Source organism: Burkholderia cepacia, assembly GCF_001039005.1.
Classification (GTDB): domain Bacteria; phylum Pseudomonadota; class Gammaproteobacteria; order Burkholderiales; family Burkholderiaceae; genus Burkholderia; species Burkholderia theae.
Genome location: NZ_LDWR01000013.1, coordinates 112,270 through 130,029 on the forward strand (window position 1 = coordinate 112,270; position 17,760 = coordinate 130,029).

Sequence of the window (17,760 nt, forward strand, 5' to 3'; positions counted from 1 at the left end):
TTTTTTTGCGTGCATCGCGGGCGGCTCGCCGCCCGCGGGTGCGCCGGGCGTCAGGCCGGCTTCTTCTTGACGCCGCCGAGCTTGCGCGTGATGTAGTACTGCTGCGCGATCGACAGCACGTTGTTCACGACGTAATACAGCACGAGGCCGGCCGGGAAGAAGAAGAACATGACCGAGAACGCGATCGGCATGAACTTCATCATCTTCGCCTGGACCGGGTCCGGCGGCGTCGGGTTCAGGCTCGTCTGCACGAACATCGACACGGCCATCAGCACCGGCAGGATGAAGAACGGATCGCGCTGCGACAAGTCGTGGATCCACAGAATCCACGGCGCGCCGCGCATTTCGACCGATGCGAGCAGCACCCAGTACAGCGAGATGAACACCGGGATCTGGATCACGACCGGCAGGCAGCCGCCGAACGGATTGACCTTCTCGGTCTTGTACAGCTCCATCAGCGCCGAATTCATCTTCTGCGGATCGCTCTTGAAGCGTTCGCGCAGCGCCTGCATGCGCGGCGTGATTTCCTTCATGCGCGCCATCGACTTGTAGCTCGCGGCCGACAGCGGGAAGAACACGGCCTTGATCAGCACCGTCAGCAGCACGATCGCCCAGCCCCAGTTGCCGACGTAGCCGTGGATCTTCTCGAGCAGCCAGAACAGCGGCTTCGCGATGATCGTCACCCAGCCGTAGTCCTTCACGAGTTCCAGGCCCGGCGCGATGCCTTCGAGCATGCGCTCTTCTTCCGGACCGGCGAACAGGCGAGCCTGCACGTCGGCCGACTGGCCCGGCGCGATCGCGGCGACCGGCTGCTTCACGCCGACGCGGTACAGCGTCGGATCGATCTTCTCCGCGTAGATGTCGCGCTTCACGCCCTGCTGCGGAATCCATGCCGACGCGAAGTAGTGCTGCACCATCGCGACCCAGCCGTTGTCGGCGGAGGTCACGTAGTCGGCCTTGTTCTTGTCGAGGTCGCTGAAGTTGATCTTCTGGAAGTGCTTCGCGTCCGTGTAGACCGCCGGCCCGAGGAACGTGTGCGAGAACATCGGCGTTTCGACGGCCGTGTTGTCGCGGACGAGTTCCATGTAGACCGTCGGCGTGACAGGCGTCGTGCCGACGTTGTCGATCTTGGTATCGACGCCGATCACGTAGCTGCCGCGCGTGAACGTGTAGGTCTTCACGACCTTCACGCCACCCTTCACCGGCGATTCGAACGACAGCTTCAGCGCGTTCTGGTCGCCCGCCAGCGAAGTCGAGCCGGTGTTCACCTGCGTGTAGACGTCGTTGTGGTTCGGGAAGTCGCCGCCGAGCAGGCCCGAGCGTGCGAGATACGTGTGGCCGGCCGTGTGGTCGAACAGCGTGATGTACAGGTCAGGCTGCTTGCCGTCGCCCTGCTTCTTCAGCGTCAGCTTCGCGAGCGTGCCGCCGCGCGTGTCGATTTCGCCGTCGTACACGTCGGTCGAGAACTTCACGAGCTGCGCCTGTGCGGCCGGTGCCGTCGTCGACGGTGCGGTGCCGGCTGCGGCGGCAGGCACTTCACCTGCGGTCGTCGTCGTCGCGCCCGTGCCCGATGCGCCGCCGGCAGCAGCCGCGGGGGCCGTTTGCGTAGCGCTCGGGAAGAACATCGACGGGCGTCCATGGGACCGCTGCCAGTTGTCGTACAGCATGACAGCTGACATGAAGAAGATCACCCATAGGACGGTGCGTTTGATATCCATGCGTTGTCTCAGAGTCGATGGGACCGCGCGTCGGCTTCGCCGCGAGCGCGAGTGTCGGAGTTGGGCGGCGGGACGAGGTCGATGCCGCCCGCGGAAAACGGATGGCATCGGCACACGCGCCTGACGGCGAGATACGTGCCGCGCGCGGCGCCATGATACTGGATTGCCTCGCGCGCGTAATCCGAACAGGAAGGATAAAAACGGCAACGGTTGCCGAGCAGAGGGCTCACGGCAACCTTGTAGAAGCGCAGCAAGGCGATCAATACCGTTTCCATACCTTGGGCGGCGCCGTTCGGCGCCGCGTCAAAACCGGCCGGGCGGGCGCGAACGCCGCACCGCGGACGGATGCGTCACTCGGACGCGGGCTTCGACGCGCGGCGAGCGATCTCCCGGACTGCCCTGTCGAGCAGTTCGCGGATTTCGGCCGCGCACATCGCCGCGAGCGGGGCGGAAGCCGCGCTCGGCAGCGCTTTCTTGTCGAAGCGCGTGTGCTGCCGCAGCAGCAGGTCGTAACCGGCGAATTCGGCCCGGCGCACGCGAAATGCATCGCGCGCCAGCCGCTTCACCAGATTACGCGTGACTGCACGCGGCGCGTACTTCTTGCCGACGACGAGCCCCAGACGCGCGGGCTGACCGGTCGGCTTGCCGTAGATCACGAAGTGCGCGGAGCGCCGCCAAGGGCGCAAACGAAAAACGGATGAAAATTCATCCGTTTTCAGAAGTCGCGCAGCTTTCGGGAAGGCGGCTTTCGTCTGCAACGGATTCGCACCCGGCTCGACGGCACCTTCCGCAGGACTGCGGACGGCGGACACAGCGCGCAACCTGCCTTAGATGGCGAGGCGCTTGCGGCCCTTCGCGCGGCGAGCGTTGATGACCTTGCGGCCACCTGCCGTCTTCATACGGACACGGAAGCCATGGGTGCGCTTGCGGCGCGTCACGGACGGTTGGTAAGTACGTTTCATGATGTTCTCACTTGTTCGAGAATGTCGAAATTCAGGGGACCGCGTGCCCTTAACCGGAGGCATTCGGGCGAACGCAATCGCCGGGAATACAGGATTGGTTTTCGCGGAACCCGCTATTTAAACCGGTTTTCTGTTGGCGGTCAATACCTTAGGAGTCGTCCGCCTGTGCCGACCCCGGCCGATCCGGCCCTGCGACCCACCATCACAGCCTGTGGATAAGTCCCGCTGTGGCGGCGTTTGGCGTTAGAATCTCGCCTTATCTCCAAGAATCCCGCACGCCGCCTCGGCGCTCGCCTGCCTCTCCACGACTGTGACGCAGGCGTCCGAGGCACGCTCGCACGACCGCTTCGGGCCTTGTTGCGCGATTGCGACAAGGGCGCCTGCGAGCCGCGCTGTGCATGCAAAAAACGACAGTTACTTGATGAACGATTTCTGGCAACACTGTTCCGCACTGCTGGAGCGCGAGCTGACGCCCCAGCAGTACGTGACGTGGATCAAACCCTTGGCCCCGGTGGCCTTCGATGCGTCGGCGAACACGCTGTCCATCGCCGCGCCGAACCGTTTCAAGCTGGACTGGGTCAAGAGCCAGTTTTCGGGCCGGATCTCCGATCTGGCCCGGGATTTCTGGAACGCGCCGATCGAAGTCCAGTTCGTCCTCGATCCCAAAGCCGGCATGCGTAGCGCCGCGGCCGGTGCAGCACCGGGCGCCGGCGTCCCGCGCGCGCCGCTGCAGCCGACCGGCCCGGCCGCCACGGTGGCCGCGATCGCCGCGAACCTGAGCGCGAATGCCGCCGCTGCGTCCAGCGTGCCGATGACGCCGTCGGCCGCCGCCGCGCACCACCTGAATGCCGACGACGCCGATATCGACCTGCCGAGCCTGCCCGCGCACGAAGCGGCCGCCGGCCGCCGCACGTGGCGCCCGGGCCCCGGCGCCGCGCCGTCCGGCGGCGAAGCCGATTCGATGTACGAGCGCTCGAAGCTGAACCCCGTGCTCACGTTCGACAACTTCGTGACCGGTAAAGCGAACCAGCTTGCGCGCGCCGCCGCGATCCAGGTCGCCGACAACCCCGGCATCTCGTACAACCCGCTGTTCCTGTACGGCGGCGTCGGCCTCGGCAAGACCCACCTGATCCACGCGATCGGCAACCAGCTGCTGCTCGACAAGGCCGGCGCGCGAATCCGCTACATCCACGCCGAGCAATACGTGTCGGACGTGGTGAAGGCGTACCAGCGCAAGGCGTTCGACGACTTCAAGCGCTACTACCACTCGCTCGACCTGCTGCTGATCGACGATATCCAGTTCTTCTCCGGCAAGTCGCGCACGCAGGAAGAATTCTTCTACGCGTTCGAGGCTCTGGTTGCGAACAAGGCGCAGGTGATCATCACCAGCGACACGTATCCGAAGGAGATTTCGGGGATCGACGATCGCCTGATCTCGCGCTTCGACTCGGGCCTCACCGTTGCGATCGAGCCGCCCGAGCTGGAAATGCGCGTCGCGATCCTGATGCGCAAGGCGCAGTCGGAAGGCGTGAACCTGTCGGAGGACGTCGCGTTCTTCGTCGCGAAGCACCTGCGCTCGAACGTGCGCGAACTTGAAGGCGCGCTGCGCAAGATCCTCGCGTATTCGAAGTTCCACGGCCGCGAGATCTCGATCGAGCTGACCAAGGAAGCGCTGAAGGACCTGCTGACCGTGCAGAACCGGCAGATTTCGGTCGAGAACATCCAGAAGACCGTCGCCGACTTCTACAACATCAAGGTCGCGGACATGTATTCGAAGAAGCGTCCGGCGAACATCGCGCGGCCGCGGCAGATCGCGATGTACCTCGCGAAGGAACTCACGCAGAAGAGCCTGCCGGAAATCGGCGAGCTGTTCGGCGGGCGCGATCACACCACCGTGCTGCATGCCGTGCGCAAGATCGCCGACGAGCGCAGCAAGGACGCGCAGCTCAACCACGAGCTGCACGTGCTGGAACAGACGCTGAAGGGCTGAGCGCGCGGGCGCGCTTGATAATTCGGCATCCGCCCCAAATTAAGGGGGGCGGTTCGGTTTTGAGGCACAATACTGGTTTGACCGCCCCGGTGGAGGCGGGCCAAGAGCCCGGCCGGCGGGGCGCTGCGAGGCTGCTGCGCTGCAGGCCGTTACTCAACGAAGGAACTCTATGCAACTGGTCAAGACCGAACGAGACACCCTCCTCAGGCCGCTGCAAACGGTCAGCGGCATCGTCGAACGCCGCCATACGTTGCCGATCCTCGCCAACCTGCTGATCACCAAGAACGGCCCGGACGTTTCGTTCCTGTCGACCGACCTGGAGCTGCAGATCACCACGCGCGCCGATTTCGGCGTCGGCGGCGACCAGGTGGCGACCACCGTCGCGGCCCGCAAGCTGCTCGACATCCTGCGCGCGATGCCTGACGGCCAGGTCACGCTGTCGCTCGCCGACAAGCGCCTCACCGTTCAATCGGGCAAGAGCCGCTTCGCACTGCAAACCCTCGCGGCCGACGAGTTCCCGACCGTCGCGCAGGCGAAGGATTTCGGCGCGACCCTCACCGTCCCGCAGAAGTCGTTCCGCCAGCTGCTCGGCATGGTGCACTTCGCGATGGCGCAGCAGGACATCCGCTACTACCTGAACGGCATGCTGCTCGTCGTCGACGGCGACCAGCTGATGGCCGTGGCCACCGACGGCCACCGCCTCGCGTTCTCGTCGATGAAGCTCGAAGGCGGCACGTTCGGCCGCCAGGAAGTGATCGTCCCGCGCAAGACGATTCTCGAGCTGCAACGCCTGCTCGAGGACATCGACGACACCGTCACCATCGACATCGCGCAAACCCAGGCCAAGTTCACGTTCGGCCAGGTCGAGCTCGTGTCGAAACTCGTCGAGGGCAAGTTCCCCGACTTCCAGCGCGTGATCCCGAAGGCGCACAAGAACACGTTCGAGATCGGCCGCGAAGAACTGCAGCGTTCGCTGCAACGCGCGGCCATCCTGACCTCGGACAAGTTCAAGGGCGTGCGCTGCATCATCGCGCCGGGCCAGTTGAAGATCATGTCGACCAACGCCGATCAGGAAGAGGCGCAGGAAGAACTGGAAATTGCCTACCAGGGCGACACCGTCGACATCGGCTTCAACGTCACGTATCTGCTCGACGTGCTCGCGAACCTGAAGGTCGACACCGTGCAGGTGAGCCTCGGCGACGCCAGCTCGAGCGCGCTGATCACGGTGCCCGAGAACGAAGAGTTCAAGTATGTCGTGATGCCGATGCGCATCTGACGCGCGCGACATCACGACACACACCAGGGGGCGGCAAGCCCCTTTGGCGTTTTTATGGCGAACCGACAACCTGTCCTTTCGGTGCCTGACCGGCACCGTGGACGGGCCAGGAAACTGGAGCGGCCCGGCGATTTCTCTCGCTGAAACGCACCGCGCCGCCACTAGAGTGGCCTCGCAGAACCGGAAGATATCCATGAGTGAACAGCACAATTCGCAACCCGATAACAGCAGCTACGGCGCCTCGTCGATCCAGATCCTCGAAGGTCTGGAAGCGGTGCGCAAGCGCCCGGGGATGTACATCGGCGACACGTCGGACGGCACCGGTCTGCATCACCTCGTGTTCGAGGTGCTCGACAACTCGATCGACGAAGCGTTGGCCGGGTACTGCAACGATATCCACGTCACGATTCACGCCGACAACTCGATCACCGTGACCGACAACGGCCGCGGCATTCCGACCGACGTGAAGATGAACGACAAGCACGAACCGAAGCGCAGCGCCGCCGAGATCGTGATGACCGAGCTGCACGCCGGCGGCAAGTTCGACCAGAACAGCTACAAGGTATCCGGCGGCCTGCACGGCGTGGGCGTATCGTGCGTGAACGCGCTGTCGAGCTGGCTGCGCCTCACCGTGCGCCGCAACGGCAAGAAGCATTTCATGGAGTTCCATCGCGGCGTCGCGCAGGAGCGCGTGCTCGAGCAGGTGGACGGCGTGGAAGTGTCGCCGATGCTGGTGACCGGCGATACCGAGAACCGCGGCACCGAAGTGCACTTCATGGCCGATCCGACCATTTTCGGCACGGTCGAGTATCACTACGACATCCTCGCGAAGCGCATGCGCGAGCTTTCGTTCCTGAACAACGGCGTGCGGATTCGCCTGACCGACCTGCGCTCGGGCAAGGAAGACGATTTCGCATTCGCCGGCGGCGTGAAGGGCTTCGTCGAGTACATCAACAAGACGAAGACCAACCTGCACCCGACGATTTTCCACGCCATCGGCGAGAAGGAAGGCGTGGGCGTCGAAGTCGCGATGCAGTGGAACGACAGCTACAACGAGAACGTGCTGTGCTTCACCAACAACATTCCGCAGCGCGACGGCGGCACGCACCTGACCGGCCTGCGGGCCGCGATGACGCGCGTGATGAACAAGTACATCACCGACAACGAAATCGCGAAGAAGGCGAAGGTCGAGACGACCGGCGACGACATGCGCGAAGGGTTGTCATGCGTGCTGTCGGTGAAGGTGCCGGAGCCGAAGTTCAGCTCGCAGACGAAGGACAAGCTGGTTTCGTCCGAAGTGCGGGCGCCGGTTGAAGAAGTCGTCGCGAAGGCGCTGGAAGAGTTCCTGCTGGAAACGCCGATCGACGCGAAGATCATCTGCGGCAAGATCGTCGAGGCTGCTCGTGCGCGGGATGCCGCACGCAAGGCGCGCGAAATGACGCGCCGCAAGGGCGTGCTCGACGGCGTCGGCCTGCCGGGCAAGCTCGCGGACTGCCAGGAGAAAGACCCGGCGAAGTGCGAAATCTACATCGTCGAGGGTGACTCGGCAGGCGGCTCGGCCAAGCAAGGGCGTGACCGCAAGTTCCAGGCGATCCTGCCGCTGCGCGGCAAGGTGCTGAACGTCGAGAAGGCGCGCTACGACAAGCTGCTGTCGTCGGAGCAGATCGTCACGCTCGTGACCGCGCTTGGGTGCGGAATCGGCAAGGAAGATTACAACCTCGACAAGCTGCGCTATCACCGCATCATCATCATGACCGACGCGGACGTCGACGGCGCGCACATCCGGACGCTGCTGCTCACGTTCCTGTATCGACAGATGCCGGACATGATCGAGCGCGGGTACGTGTATATCGCGCAGCCGCCGCTTTACAAGATCAAGGCGGGCAAGGACGAGCGGTATCTGAAGGACGACGTGGAGCTCAACGCGCACATGCTGCGCTTGGCGCTGCAAGGCTCGGAGCTGGTGCCGGGCGAGAACGCGGCAGCGATTTCCGGCGATGCGCTCGGGGAGCTGGCGCGGTCGTATCTGCTGTCGAAGAGCGTGATCGAGCGGTTGAGCCGCTTGTATGACCCGGCCGCGCTTGAAGCGATCATGGATGGCGTTGCGATCGATCTTTCCGATGAGGCTTCGACCGAGGCTTCGGCGAAGGCGCTGCACGCTGCGTTGCATGATGAAGCGCTGAAGAACGAAGTGCGTGTGGTGCCTTCGTATGACCCGGTTCGCGAGCAGCGGTCGCTGCATGTCGAGCGTACCCATCACGGGAACGTGCGGGTTTCGGTCATCGACCAGGAATTCCAGCACACGGCGGATTATCAGCAGCTCGTAACCACCGCGAATACGTTCAAGGGGCTTATTGGGGAAGGTGCGGTCATCAAGCGCGGTGAGCGCAGCATGGCCGTGACGGACTTCAAGAGCGCGATGAAGTGGCTGCTTGCGGATGCCGAGCGGAACGTTTCGAAGCAGCGGTATAAGGGGCTGGGGGAGATGAACCCCGGTCAGCTGTGGGAAACGACGATGGATCCGACGGTGCGGCGACTCCTGCGTGTGCAGATCGAAGACGCGATTGCTGCGGATGGGATCTTTACTACGCTCATGGGGGATGATGTGGAGCCGCGGCGAGCGTTTATTGAGTCGAATGCGTTGAGGGCGGGGAATATTGATGTTTGACATGTAGGTTGTCAGAGATAGTGAAAATTTTGTCACTGAGATGAAAAAAATTTCTCACTATTCGTGAAAATTTGGTCACTGTTGTAGCCCGGTCGACTGCCCATGTCTTCCGGGCTATTTTATTTTTTGGCGCCACAAATCCCATCACACCAAAACAAACGGGTTTTAATGCAATAAATATTGCACATTGCACCAGTGAAAATAACCCGCGCAATAGAAAGACAAAATTACCTAGCAGTATCAAGGCGGTGCCCTTACCATTCGGCATGATCGATTCGCAGCACAAAATACTGCAATAATCATTGACCGCGCGCCGACAATCAATAAAATAACGTCTTCGCCGGAAAAAGGTGCTAATTTTAATCAGAACTGTGCTCACCCAGTAAACTGGCAGCGAGCAAAAAATGGAGAGCAGAATGTAAAAACGGAGCAACCCCCCTATTGGAAGCTTGCCCCGCTGGTGGGAGCTGACGCTACCCGACTTAGACAATCGAAGTATCGTCAATCCCCCGCCTGCGGTCAAGTTTTTGCGTCCAATTTTTTCTGATCTCGCAAGTCGAGAGGGTTTAACGCGCCCTTTTAATTTGCGAGCGGAGCGAATCATGCAAAACAATCCGCATGCCGCCGTCAGGTCGACGGCCAGGCAGGGGATTCATCATACCCCCGCACGACAAGTAGTTCGGCCTACCGGCGGGATTTTCCGCGGCCGTTTCCCTTCCCGAAAGTCAGGCCGATCAGTGGCGTTCGAGTCTTTGATCGAGCGTGACGCCTTGCTTCTCTTCGAGTTCTCTCGCGGCGTGATCAGCTATCGAGAACAACCCTACTCGATCTATTACTCGCTCGAAGGTAAATCGCGGAAGTACACGCCGGACTTTGAACTCACTCTCGCCAGCGGTGCAGTGCTGCTCATTGAGGTCAAACCAGAAGAAAAAGCGCGCGTGCCAGACGAACAGAGGCGACTGCGGCGAATCGGGGAACATTTCTCCGAGCTAGGCGCGCTGTTTCGAGTCTTGACGGACACTCAGATTCGTAGCGACGCGCTTCTGCCTAACCTGAACGCATTGTTCCCCTATTTAAGCAAGCCAATGTCAGGGCTGCAACGACGACTGGCCGTGGCACCGCTCCTCGACGAGCCGCTCCTGACGGTCGCACACGCCCGCGTTCGTCTCGGATCAATTACGGAAGTTTGGCGACTCCTTGCTCAAGATTTACTTACCTGCGATCTGCATCAACCGTTGAGTGAATCGACTGCTTTGTCCATACAAAACCGCGAGCCGAATGATGAAGAACTTTATTTTTAAGGTTGGAGTGACCATCGCTCTGGACGATCAACATCATAGGATCGCGCATCTCACCGCGGATGGACTCGCACACCTAATTGCGGTGGTCAACGGCGCATTAACAGTGACATCGACCTCAGAACTGCAGAAGCAGTATCAATCTGGTCGGCTGCACTTTCTCAACGAGCCCACAAATATCGGCGATCCAGTGCATTCACGGTTGGGGCGCCCGCTGTCAACGTTCCCTAACCGTGTCCGAGAGCAGGCTCTTCGAAAAAAGCAGTACCTTGACATGCTGCTCGCTAGCGGTCCGATAGTCTCGACGCCGGCTGTGCTTGCGCCGCTTATTCAGGAATGCGCGCAAGAATTGAACGACCATTATCCGCCGAGCGCTATCACTGTTTACAGATGGGCTCGTAGCATTTCGCGAGCAGACGGTGACAATAGAGTGTTGATTGATCGGTTCGACCGTCGAGGAGGCGGTGGCAGCAGGTTACCCGTTACGAGTCTGAATTTCCTCCAACAATCGATCGACTCAATATACATGGCGCGTGAACAAACCTCCGTAACCGACGTGTGTGCTGATCTTCGCTACCGGATAGATTGCGAAAATGAATTTCGCAGCGAAAGCGACAAGGTTCGAATGCCGAGCCTTTCCACCGTGTATCGGGCGATCCGTTCACTTGATGCTTTTGACGTGACGGTAGCCCGCCGCGGAAAGCGCATAGCGGACATCACGTTTCGCACAAGTGGCCGCGGCGTCCATGTTGAACAAATCCTCGAGCGCGTGGAAATCGATCACTCGCCACTGGATCTCTTTGTAATCGACGAGAGGACAAAGCTACCCTTAGGCCGTCCAACGGTAACCATCGCACTAGATCGATATTCAAGAATGCCGGTCGGTATGCACGTTGGATTTCAGGGGCCCTCAGTCCACGCCGTTCTCCGGTGCTTGAGGCACGCAATAATTCCGAAGGCGGACCTTCGAGAGCGCTATCCGGATCTGCAACACGACTGGCCGTGCCATGGAAAAATTCGCGAACTAGTCTGCGATAACGGCCTAGAGTTTCACAGCGGCGAACTGAAGAGGGTTGCGTTTGAGCTGGGTATGATCATAACGTTTTGCCCAAAACGCAAGCCGTGGTTCAAAGGTGCCGTTGAACGCTTCCTGAAAACATTGAATTTTCAGTTTGCGCACGCGCTGCCCGGAACGAGTTTCGCTCGATGGTTTCATCGAGAAGATTACGATCCGCAGGAGCAGGCGTTGATCACGTACGATCAGCTACTGCATGTCCTGACGCGTTGGATTGTTGACGTCTACGCACACTCCCTCCATCGAGGAATCAAAACTACGCCGCACGAGAAGTGGGTTACGGGAGCGACGCGTTTTCCGCCAGTGCTGCCGCCGAGCATTGAGGACGTCGATATCACGATCGGGGAAACGCATACTCGAACGCTGTCTCATCAAGGCATTGAACTCGACAACTTGCGGTACAACGATCCCGCACTTCTGCAGATCCGCAGTAAACATGGGCCTCGAGTTGCGGTCGACGTCATTTCGTACTTCGATGACGTTTCACGCATTGCGGTCATCGATCCCGACACCAAGATCCCCGTCATCGTGCCGGCGCTTGATCAGGAATACGCGAGCGGTCTAACGCGAGAGCAACACAGATTGCTGTGTACACGCGCGCGAGAAACTGGCAAAGGGCTAGTCGACCAAAGTGCCCTTGCGCACGCGAAAAGCGAAATCCGAATGCTGGTCTCCGAGTTTGCCCTGAGCAAATCACAACGAAAGCGACAAAAGAGCGCGGCGTGGCGCGGGATCGGAACAGAAGCAGCGGACATATTCGCAACGTCGGCTGACAAAACAGCCCGCAGAAAGCCGGAACCTCACATCGAGAAGCAGTCGGCCGTACCGGTGTCCAAGCTGCCAAAGCTGGTCGGCTTGCTGCTGGATGGCTCTCCAAACGGAAAGGTGTCCACATGATTGATCGACCGTTTTCCGATGAAGACTATGCTCGGATGAAGGAAGTGGAGCGCATTCTCATTCCTCATCGGCAATTTAAGGACGTGGTTGCGCGGTTACAGCACGTCCTTGATTTATCGCGACATGGTGCAGATCCACGTCATACCCTCCTTGTAGGTGAGTCTGGCACTGGAAAAACATGGATCGCTCGTTATATCCGGTCGATACTTCCGGAATCAGAAAGCGAAGATGCCCACATCAAGCCGGTCCTCGTTGTCGAAACTCCAACGTCGCCGACGTTGAAGAGCCTGGCGCAGGCAATGCTTGTTGCACTCGGAGATCCACTGGCAAGCCTTGGCAACGCTGAAGTCAAGCGGCTACGGGCGCTTGCGCTCATGCGTCAGTGTCGGGTCCGGATGCTCATCGTTGATGAACTTCAACATTTTCTCGACCATGGCTCTCACAATTCGCCGCAATCGGTAGCCGACTGGCTCAAAAGCTTCGTGGAAGATGCGCGAATACCGTGTCTGCTAATGGGTTTGCCAAGATCAACGGCAATCCTTACGCTTAACGAGCAACTTCGGCGCCGATTTTCGGCTCGTATAGAACTTGTACCTTTTTCAATTGAGCGCGAAGACGAAGAGATAGAGTTCCGAACAATACTGAATGCCTTGGATGAAATGCTTCCTTGTCAACGCCGCTCAGGCCTAGCCGAGGCTGAAACTGCGCGTCGGATATACATTGCAACCAACGGCCTAATCGGATACATCAGACGGCTCACGACCGGGGCATTCGAACTGATGGTGGCTGCGAACCAGCCAAGTATCGATCGATCCTTGTTACAACAGGCCTTCGTTCAAGAGATCTGGCGCGGCGGACAGAACGAGCTAAATCCATTTCATCCGAAATTCTCGTTTCGTCGTCTGGATCGACCAGGCGAACCGTTTGCGCCTACCAGCCGCCGAGGGGAAACCCGCGGCACGCGACGCCGTTAGTGGAGGATCAATCGTGAAAGCGCCGTTGATCAACCTCCCACAGACTCGTCCCTTCGAAAGCGTCCAGGGCTTTCTTCTGCGATTGGCGGAAGCCAACGCGTATCCTGCTGTCGAGTGGTTGCAGCGTATTGATGGTCTCCACGCACACCTTCGTGATCTCGTGGGTACCACCATTTTTGGATTTATACCCAAATGGCTCGGTGAGTTGGGCACGCCTGTCATAGTTCCGCCAGGGTTTGACCAAAAATTTTGTCTTGGCCGGCGAGCAAAATGCTGTGTTGCGTGCTTGTTAACGGCGCCGTACTGGCGAACAATATGGGAACATCGGCTATACGTCGCTTGCCACATACACGGCACGGAGTTGGTAGACACATGCCTTGCGTGCGGGAGCAAACTTTGTTGGAGACGAGCGTCGATGATGAGATGTCGCTGCGGAAGTGAGATTTCGTCATGGGAAGAAGTCGAAGCGAGTCGCACTAGCGTCGACGCCGCTCTCCATATTTGGCATGCGTTTGTGAGAGCGACCGGTGTGCGGGAGGACACAGTCGGACGACGGATTAGCGCGCTTGAAGATCTCAGCTTACCCTCCATCGCGTCATTGATTTCGCACCTTGGAGCGACGACGGAGACGACCGAGTACATGTTGACGCCGAAAGCGTGGCGCAACCTTACGTTGTCTGAAACTTCCCGACTAGTAGCTGCTGCCTATTTACGCTTGACCGACTGGCCATTTAAGTTTCACGACTTCCTTCGGGAGGAAGAGCGATCGATTGGAGATGCCGCTGAAACTTCGCTGCAATCGCCACGCGTGCGCCAACTAAAGAAGTTCTTGTTTCACGATCTTGCGCCTGACCTGAACTTCCTTCTCGACGGCTTCCGGGCATACATGCGTGACCAGTCCATGGAGACTCTGGACAGGCGCCGCCGTTGGGCGACAGTTGGCGACATTCAATCGCAGGCGTATGTCACCGCAACCGTTGCCGCTCGTCAACTTGGAATCCGTGCTGCGACCCTTCATGCCTTGACCACACGAGTCGGCGTTACGGAAATCCCCAAACCGGGAGGCGTCCGACGGCACTTCACCCTAATCAAGCGGACCGCCCTTTCGTCGCTTAAGCAAGAGCTCGCGGATGAGATCAGCCTGCGGACCATGAGCTTACTTCTTGGAATTTCGATGCCCCGGGTAGAACAACTCGCTGACGTAGGCATGCTGAAACGTAGGACCGTGACGCATGGACTGATCTCGACGTCGCTTTTCCGTCGTAGTGAGGCGTCGGAGTTGATCGATAGCATCAAAAGTTGCGGGGATGCTGTGGCATGCCCAGATCGCGAGATTTCGTTCGCCGAAGCCAGCAAATATTTTCTGTCGCAGCGAGTAGAATTCGTATCCCTTATTCGTGCAGTTCAAGAGAAGCGTATCAACTTGAGGCGATGGGATGAGAGTGCTCGAGGAATCGCCGGTGCAATTTTTGGACGAGATGAATTCCTCAACTGGCATCGACGACAATGTTGCGCCGGGGGCATGACAATCCCTGAAGCGGCAATTCATCTTCATATCAAGCAAGAAGTCGCGTACCACTTAGTAAAATCTGGCCTACTAAAAGGACGTGTTGCTATTCGTGGTCGACGAACTGCCACTTTGATCACGCCAGTCGCCCTATCGGACTTCGAACAGCGATATGTGTCTGCGGTTGAGCTTGCTACGGCTACGTCTCTGTCGGTTCGGACGATTATGGCACTTCTTTCAGTCGCCGGGATAGCGCCGATTTGTGGTTCGCGAGTGGACGGCAGCCGCCAGAACATCTTTCGTCGTAGCGACGTCAAACGTGTTGTAGAAGCGCTTAATGCTACTGCCAATGCCTGGGCGAAATATAAACGACCGTGAGCGGCTGCTCGGCTCGTTGGGCGGACATACTGCAGGAGGGAACGCGTGGGCACTTTACATCCATGGGAACGCCGAATCTTCATCGACACAGAGTTTACGGATATCGCGGCGCCGTACTTGATAAGTGTAGCCATGGTCGCTGAGGACGGGCCTGAGTTCTATGCGGAGCAAGCGCATGTCGAGAGCGACGCTTGCAGTACCTTTGTTCGCGCACATGTACTGCCACTACTAGGCGCAGATCCAACGCGAATAATGGAACGCGGAGCGTTGCGTGAAGCGGTACGAATCTGGATGGCAATGTTCACTGGGCTAAAACAGCGACCAGTGATTTGCTACGACCATCCCATCGACCTTCAACTTTTGTGGGAACTGCTCGGTGGACGAGCGGCTGGCTGGAAAGTAAAGCTCATCAGCTCACGAATTGATCTCGTTGCGAAGGATGAATATTTCCGATTGCACGGCGGCCGTCACCACGCTCTTTATGACGCACGCGCAAACAGGGCCGCATACCGGTAGCAATAGGCTTGAGGCAGCCCCGCCCACCTGTTGTTGAGCCACAAGTGATGAGATGCCACACATAGGCCGAACTCGGCCATACACGTCAGTCCGAGTTCGGCCATCTACGGATGTTGGCCGCTGCATTCACATGCGCACTCGAACGTCAGCACCGCCCCAGACAACAGCCCAACTTGCACGAATCATGCCGCTCCGCACATTCGGCCAAGACAGCCAGCCGTAACATGAGACGTGCTCATTTATCGATCGGATAGATTACTGTTCTTCCGGAATTTGCGTTTCGGGATCGTCACTTGCGAAGTAGCTTTCGTCGATCTCGATTAATGTTTGCGGTTTCTTTTTTACGCCCACGCCGTGCTTAAGAAGCAGTTCGATAACCTTATCACCATCGATCAAGGTAATCGGCGCTGCACCTGGAAACAGCGCAGCGTCTTTACAACCCTGAGCAAAGCCACCCGTAGTGATGATGGTGCCACGAATTGCACCGTGGTAAGGGAGCGCGCCGCGTAGCTGGTCGAGTACTGGCCGGGTGATATTACCCTTGTGACGCTTTACCTGAACAACCTCTTTGATCTGGGTAATACCGAATTGGAAGCTGGCAACGACATCGACGCCCTTGTCGCCACTCTGCTTGGTAACTACCACATCCTCGTAATCCATGGCCTCGAGAAGGTCCTTGATTAACATTTCAAAACGGTATGGATTCATATTTTCCAACCGTTCGCGAAGCTCTTTGGTTTGGGCGTCGTTGTAGTTCTTGATTGCGCCAAGCACCGCAATGTGGGGACGCTGCACTGTTTCTGGGCCAACTGGGGCAGCATAGCTTATACCTTTGTCGGTGATCGTATAGGTATTGCCTTCCCGTGCTACATAGCCTCGTTCAACAAGGTTCAGCAAGCGGCGGCTCAGAGTGTCCTTGAAAGTTGAAGCAGTACCGTAATTTGAGTTCTCAAGCAGGAATTCAGACCACTCGTCCACTAGATCACCCCGTTTTGCGGGGGAGTGAGCGGCAAGGATTGAGAGAAGTTGCGGCAAGCCCTCCTCTTCGTCGAGCTTTCGCAGTATCGTCGGATTATTTTCGATAAAATCAAGTCCATCGATGCTGGACCTATAGACTCCCTGAGCATCAGGAACTAATAAACCGAAGGTGTTAATGAAAAGGTATGAGCCGTAGATGTGCCGAGGATTAACCGCACCAGAACTTTCACTCCAGATTTTTTTGGCTAATTCTTGGTTAGTACCATGGAGTCGTTGTTCGATCCAATCACTAGGCTGGCTCCAGTCGACGCTATTTTGCGGAGTACCCGTTTGATCGAATAGAGCCTTGATCATGCCCCAGACTGAGTCTTTCGCTTCGCCGTCGAGTATCTGGACAAGCAGCCGGACCTTCGAGTAAAGAGGGAAGAGCGGCGTTCGAACAATGAAATGCTTGTTTTCTGACATGGCGGGATCACTTCGTATTTTAGTTACTGTAAGCCGTGCCTCAAGTGTGTGCACTGCCTGAACGCACCGGCGTTTTCCATCGAGCAAATATATCAACTACGGGGCTGTCCCATCACGGAAACGTGGCACCGTTCAGGATATTAACCTGTTCTATGCTTCTCGATGCCAGCATCAGAAGTGATGCGTTCACGGATGACGCCCTTCCACCCAGTTCTCGCACCACATCCTCAATATCGCCGACTTTCACGCTGTACTGCGGCATCTACTCAATTCCCGTATTCAGTGTATTTTTTTGATTTTCCGTACACCTTCTCTGCCGGATATTTCTTTCTATTGATTTCAATTTTCTCCAACGCGGCCTTGTGGAGATCAATCTCCAGCTTGTCGGCCAGCAACACCAGGTACGCCAAAACGTCTGCCATCTCATACCGGATTGCTGTCAACTGGTCAGCCGAAAGCTCTGCCTTCTCGCCAGAATCGAGCCATTGAAACGGCTCAAGCAGTTCGCTAGCTTCAACGCTCAATGCCACCGCCAAATTCTTGGGCGTGTGAAACTTCAGCCAACCCCGCTCCGCTACAAATTGTCGGAGCACATCGCGAAGTTCTTCCAATTCCATTTTTTTCTCCACTAGGCCTGCATACGACATTTCAATAGAAGGGCCTCTCAGGTCGCCATGGAATTAGCGCCTTCGAGGCCTATAGAAACGGCAGGACCGTTATAGGAATCTGGAAAATATCACAATTTCGAGATAAGACTCCTCTCGCTCTCCCCCCCCTAACCAACCCGTGATAAAGCGCAGCCACAAAATGCGCGAGGAACGTAGCGAAGGCCATCGGATCAGCCGAAACAAGAGCTGCCAACTGCACCCCACCACCCAGCGTCATCGGATACCTCCAGCCGAAAGCATCGCCCACCCGGTCAGCGGCATCACGGCCATCAGCGCCTTCAGCACGAGATGAGCCCCATGCCGGGTGTATCGCCCTGCGCCATCACGCGCACATTTCCGGCGCCGAAATGCAAAAACCCCCGCCTTTACGGGCGGGGGTTTCTGGCTTAG

General features: G+C 58.3%; 13 protein-coding genes and 1 pseudogene. 7 read left to right on the plus strand and 7 right to left on the minus strand.

All coding sequences use genetic code 11. The features are described 5' to 3' along the window. Positions 1-50 precede the first annotated feature (50 nt). From yidC to rpmH, 4 genes are all read right to left on the minus strand, one after another. On the minus strand, positions 51-1,718 hold the full coding sequence (gene yidC / locus VL15_RS08290) for a membrane protein insertase YidC (RefSeq protein ID WP_048244764.1): 1,668 nt from the start codon (positions 1,716-1,718) through the stop codon (positions 51-53). 8 nt (positions 1,719-1,726) lie between these two features. Continuing rightward, positions 1,727-1,993 (minus strand): membrane protein insertion efficiency factor YidD, encoded by a 267-nt coding sequence (yidD, locus tag VL15_RS08295; protein WP_009694594.1) that lies wholly within the window; start codon positions 1,991-1,993, stop codon positions 1,727-1,729. Positions 1,994-2,068: 75 nt separating this feature from the next. After that, on the minus strand, positions 2,069-2,530 hold the full coding sequence (rnpA, locus tag VL15_RS08300) for a ribonuclease P protein component (RefSeq protein ID WP_048244765.1): 462 nt from the start codon (positions 2,528-2,530) through the stop codon (positions 2,069-2,071). A gap of 15 nt (positions 2,531-2,545) precedes the next feature. Further along, positions 2,546-2,680, minus strand: coding sequence for a 50S ribosomal protein L34 (gene rpmH, locus VL15_RS08305; RefSeq protein WP_004198824.1), 135 nt, complete (start codon positions 2,678-2,680; stop codon positions 2,546-2,548). A 421-nt stretch (positions 2,681-3,101) separates the two neighbouring features. Between rpmH and dnaA the strand changes: the two genes are divergently transcribed. The 7 genes from dnaA (at position 3,102) to VL15_RS41790 (ending at position 14,743) form a co-directional block, all read left to right on the plus strand. Beyond that, entirely contained in the window at positions 3,102-4,670 is a 1,569-nt protein-coding gene (dnaA, locus tag VL15_RS08310; RefSeq protein ID WP_048244767.1) for a chromosomal replication initiator protein DnaA, read from the plus strand. Between the two features lie 169 nt (positions 4,671-4,839). Continuing rightward, positions 4,840-5,946, plus strand: coding sequence for a DNA polymerase III subunit beta (gene dnaN, locus VL15_RS08315; protein ID WP_006750113.1), 1,107 nt, complete (start codon positions 4,840-4,842; stop codon positions 5,944-5,946). A gap of 193 nt (positions 5,947-6,139) precedes the next feature. Continuing rightward, the gene (gene gyrB / locus VL15_RS08320; RefSeq protein ID WP_048244769.1) at positions 6,140-8,614 is read left to right on the plus strand and encodes a DNA topoisomerase (ATP-hydrolyzing) subunit B; all 2,475 of its coding nucleotides are present in this window, start codon (positions 6,140-6,142) and stop codon (positions 8,612-8,614) included. 602 nt (positions 8,615-9,216) lie between these two features. Further along, a complete protein-coding gene (locus VL15_RS08325) occupies positions 9,217-9,915 on the plus strand; it encodes a TnsA endonuclease N-terminal domain-containing protein (protein ID WP_080970758.1) in 699 nt (232 codons plus the stop codon). Further along, on the plus strand, positions 9,893-11,884 hold the full coding sequence (locus VL15_RS39785; protein WP_080970759.1) for a Mu transposase C-terminal domain-containing protein: 1,992 nt from the start codon (positions 9,893-9,895) through the stop codon (positions 11,882-11,884). The genes VL15_RS08325 and VL15_RS39785 overlap by 23 nt, the downstream gene beginning before the upstream one ends. Next, complete coding sequence (locus VL15_RS39790; protein WP_080970760.1) at positions 11,881-12,858, plus strand: TniB family NTP-binding protein; 978 nt, start codon at positions 11,881-11,883, stop codon at positions 12,856-12,858. The genes VL15_RS39785 and VL15_RS39790 overlap by 4 nt, the downstream gene beginning before the upstream one ends. Before the next feature lie 640 nt (positions 12,859-13,498). Further along, the gene (locus tag VL15_RS41790; RefSeq protein WP_230684375.1) at positions 13,499-14,743 is read left to right on the plus strand and encodes a hypothetical protein; all 1,245 of its coding nucleotides are present in this window, start codon (positions 13,499-13,501) and stop codon (positions 14,741-14,743) included. 771 nt (positions 14,744-15,514) lie between these two features. Here VL15_RS41790 and VL15_RS08335 read toward each other — a convergent pair. From VL15_RS08335 to VL15_RS43125, 3 genes and pseudogenes are all read right to left on the minus strand, one after another. Continuing rightward, complete coding sequence (locus tag VL15_RS08335) at positions 15,515-16,702, minus strand: restriction endonuclease (RefSeq protein WP_048244771.1); 1,188 nt, start codon at positions 16,700-16,702, stop codon at positions 15,515-15,517. Between the two features lie 266 nt (positions 16,703-16,968). Beyond that, complete coding sequence (locus VL15_RS08340; protein WP_230684377.1) at positions 16,969-17,319, minus strand: nucleotide pyrophosphohydrolase; 351 nt, start codon at positions 17,317-17,319, stop codon at positions 16,969-16,971. Positions 17,320-17,398: 79 nt separating this feature from the next. Further along, positions 17,399-17,760, minus strand: a pseudogene (locus VL15_RS43125) (cytochrome b); the annotation flags it as partial.

What these genes read in the sequence shown, in the direction of transcription:
- yidC (WP_048244764.1), bottom strand. Translation starts at nt 1,718, where the DNA reads ATGGATATCAAACGCACCGTCCTATGGGTGATCTTCTTCATGTCAGCT.
- yidD (WP_009694594.1), bottom strand. Translation starts at nt 1,993, where the DNA reads ATGGAAACGGTATTGATCGCCTTGCTGCGCTTCTACAAGGTTGCCGTG.
- rpmH (WP_004198824.1), bottom strand. Translation starts at nt 2,680, where the DNA reads ATGAAACGTACTTACCAACCGTCCGTGACGCGCCGCAAGCGCACCCAT.
- dnaA (WP_048244767.1), top strand. Translation starts at nt 3,102, where the DNA reads ATGAACGATTTCTGGCAACACTGTTCCGCACTGCTGGAGCGCGAGCTG.
- dnaN (WP_006750113.1), top strand. Translation starts at nt 4,840, where the DNA reads ATGCAACTGGTCAAGACCGAACGAGACACCCTCCTCAGGCCGCTGCAA.
- gyrB (WP_048244769.1), top strand. Translation starts at nt 6,140, where the DNA reads ATGAGTGAACAGCACAATTCGCAACCCGATAACAGCAGCTACGGCGCC.
- VL15_RS08325 (WP_080970758.1), top strand. Translation starts at nt 9,217, where the DNA reads ATGCAAAACAATCCGCATGCCGCCGTCAGGTCGACGGCCAGGCAGGGG.
- VL15_RS39785 (WP_080970759.1), top strand. Translation starts at nt 9,893, where the DNA reads ATGATGAAGAACTTTATTTTTAAGGTTGGAGTGACCATCGCTCTGGAC.
- VL15_RS39790 (WP_080970760.1), top strand. Translation starts at nt 11,881, where the DNA reads ATGATTGATCGACCGTTTTCCGATGAAGACTATGCTCGGATGAAGGAA.
- VL15_RS41790 (WP_230684375.1), top strand. Translation starts at nt 13,499, where the DNA reads ATGTTGACGCCGAAAGCGTGGCGCAACCTTACGTTGTCTGAAACTTCC.
- VL15_RS08335 (WP_048244771.1), bottom strand. Translation starts at nt 16,702, where the DNA reads ATGTCAGAAAACAAGCATTTCATTGTTCGAACGCCGCTCTTCCCTCTT.
- VL15_RS08340 (WP_230684377.1), bottom strand. Translation starts at nt 17,319, where the DNA reads ATGGAATTGGAAGAACTTCGCGATGTGCTCCGACAATTTGTAGCGGAG.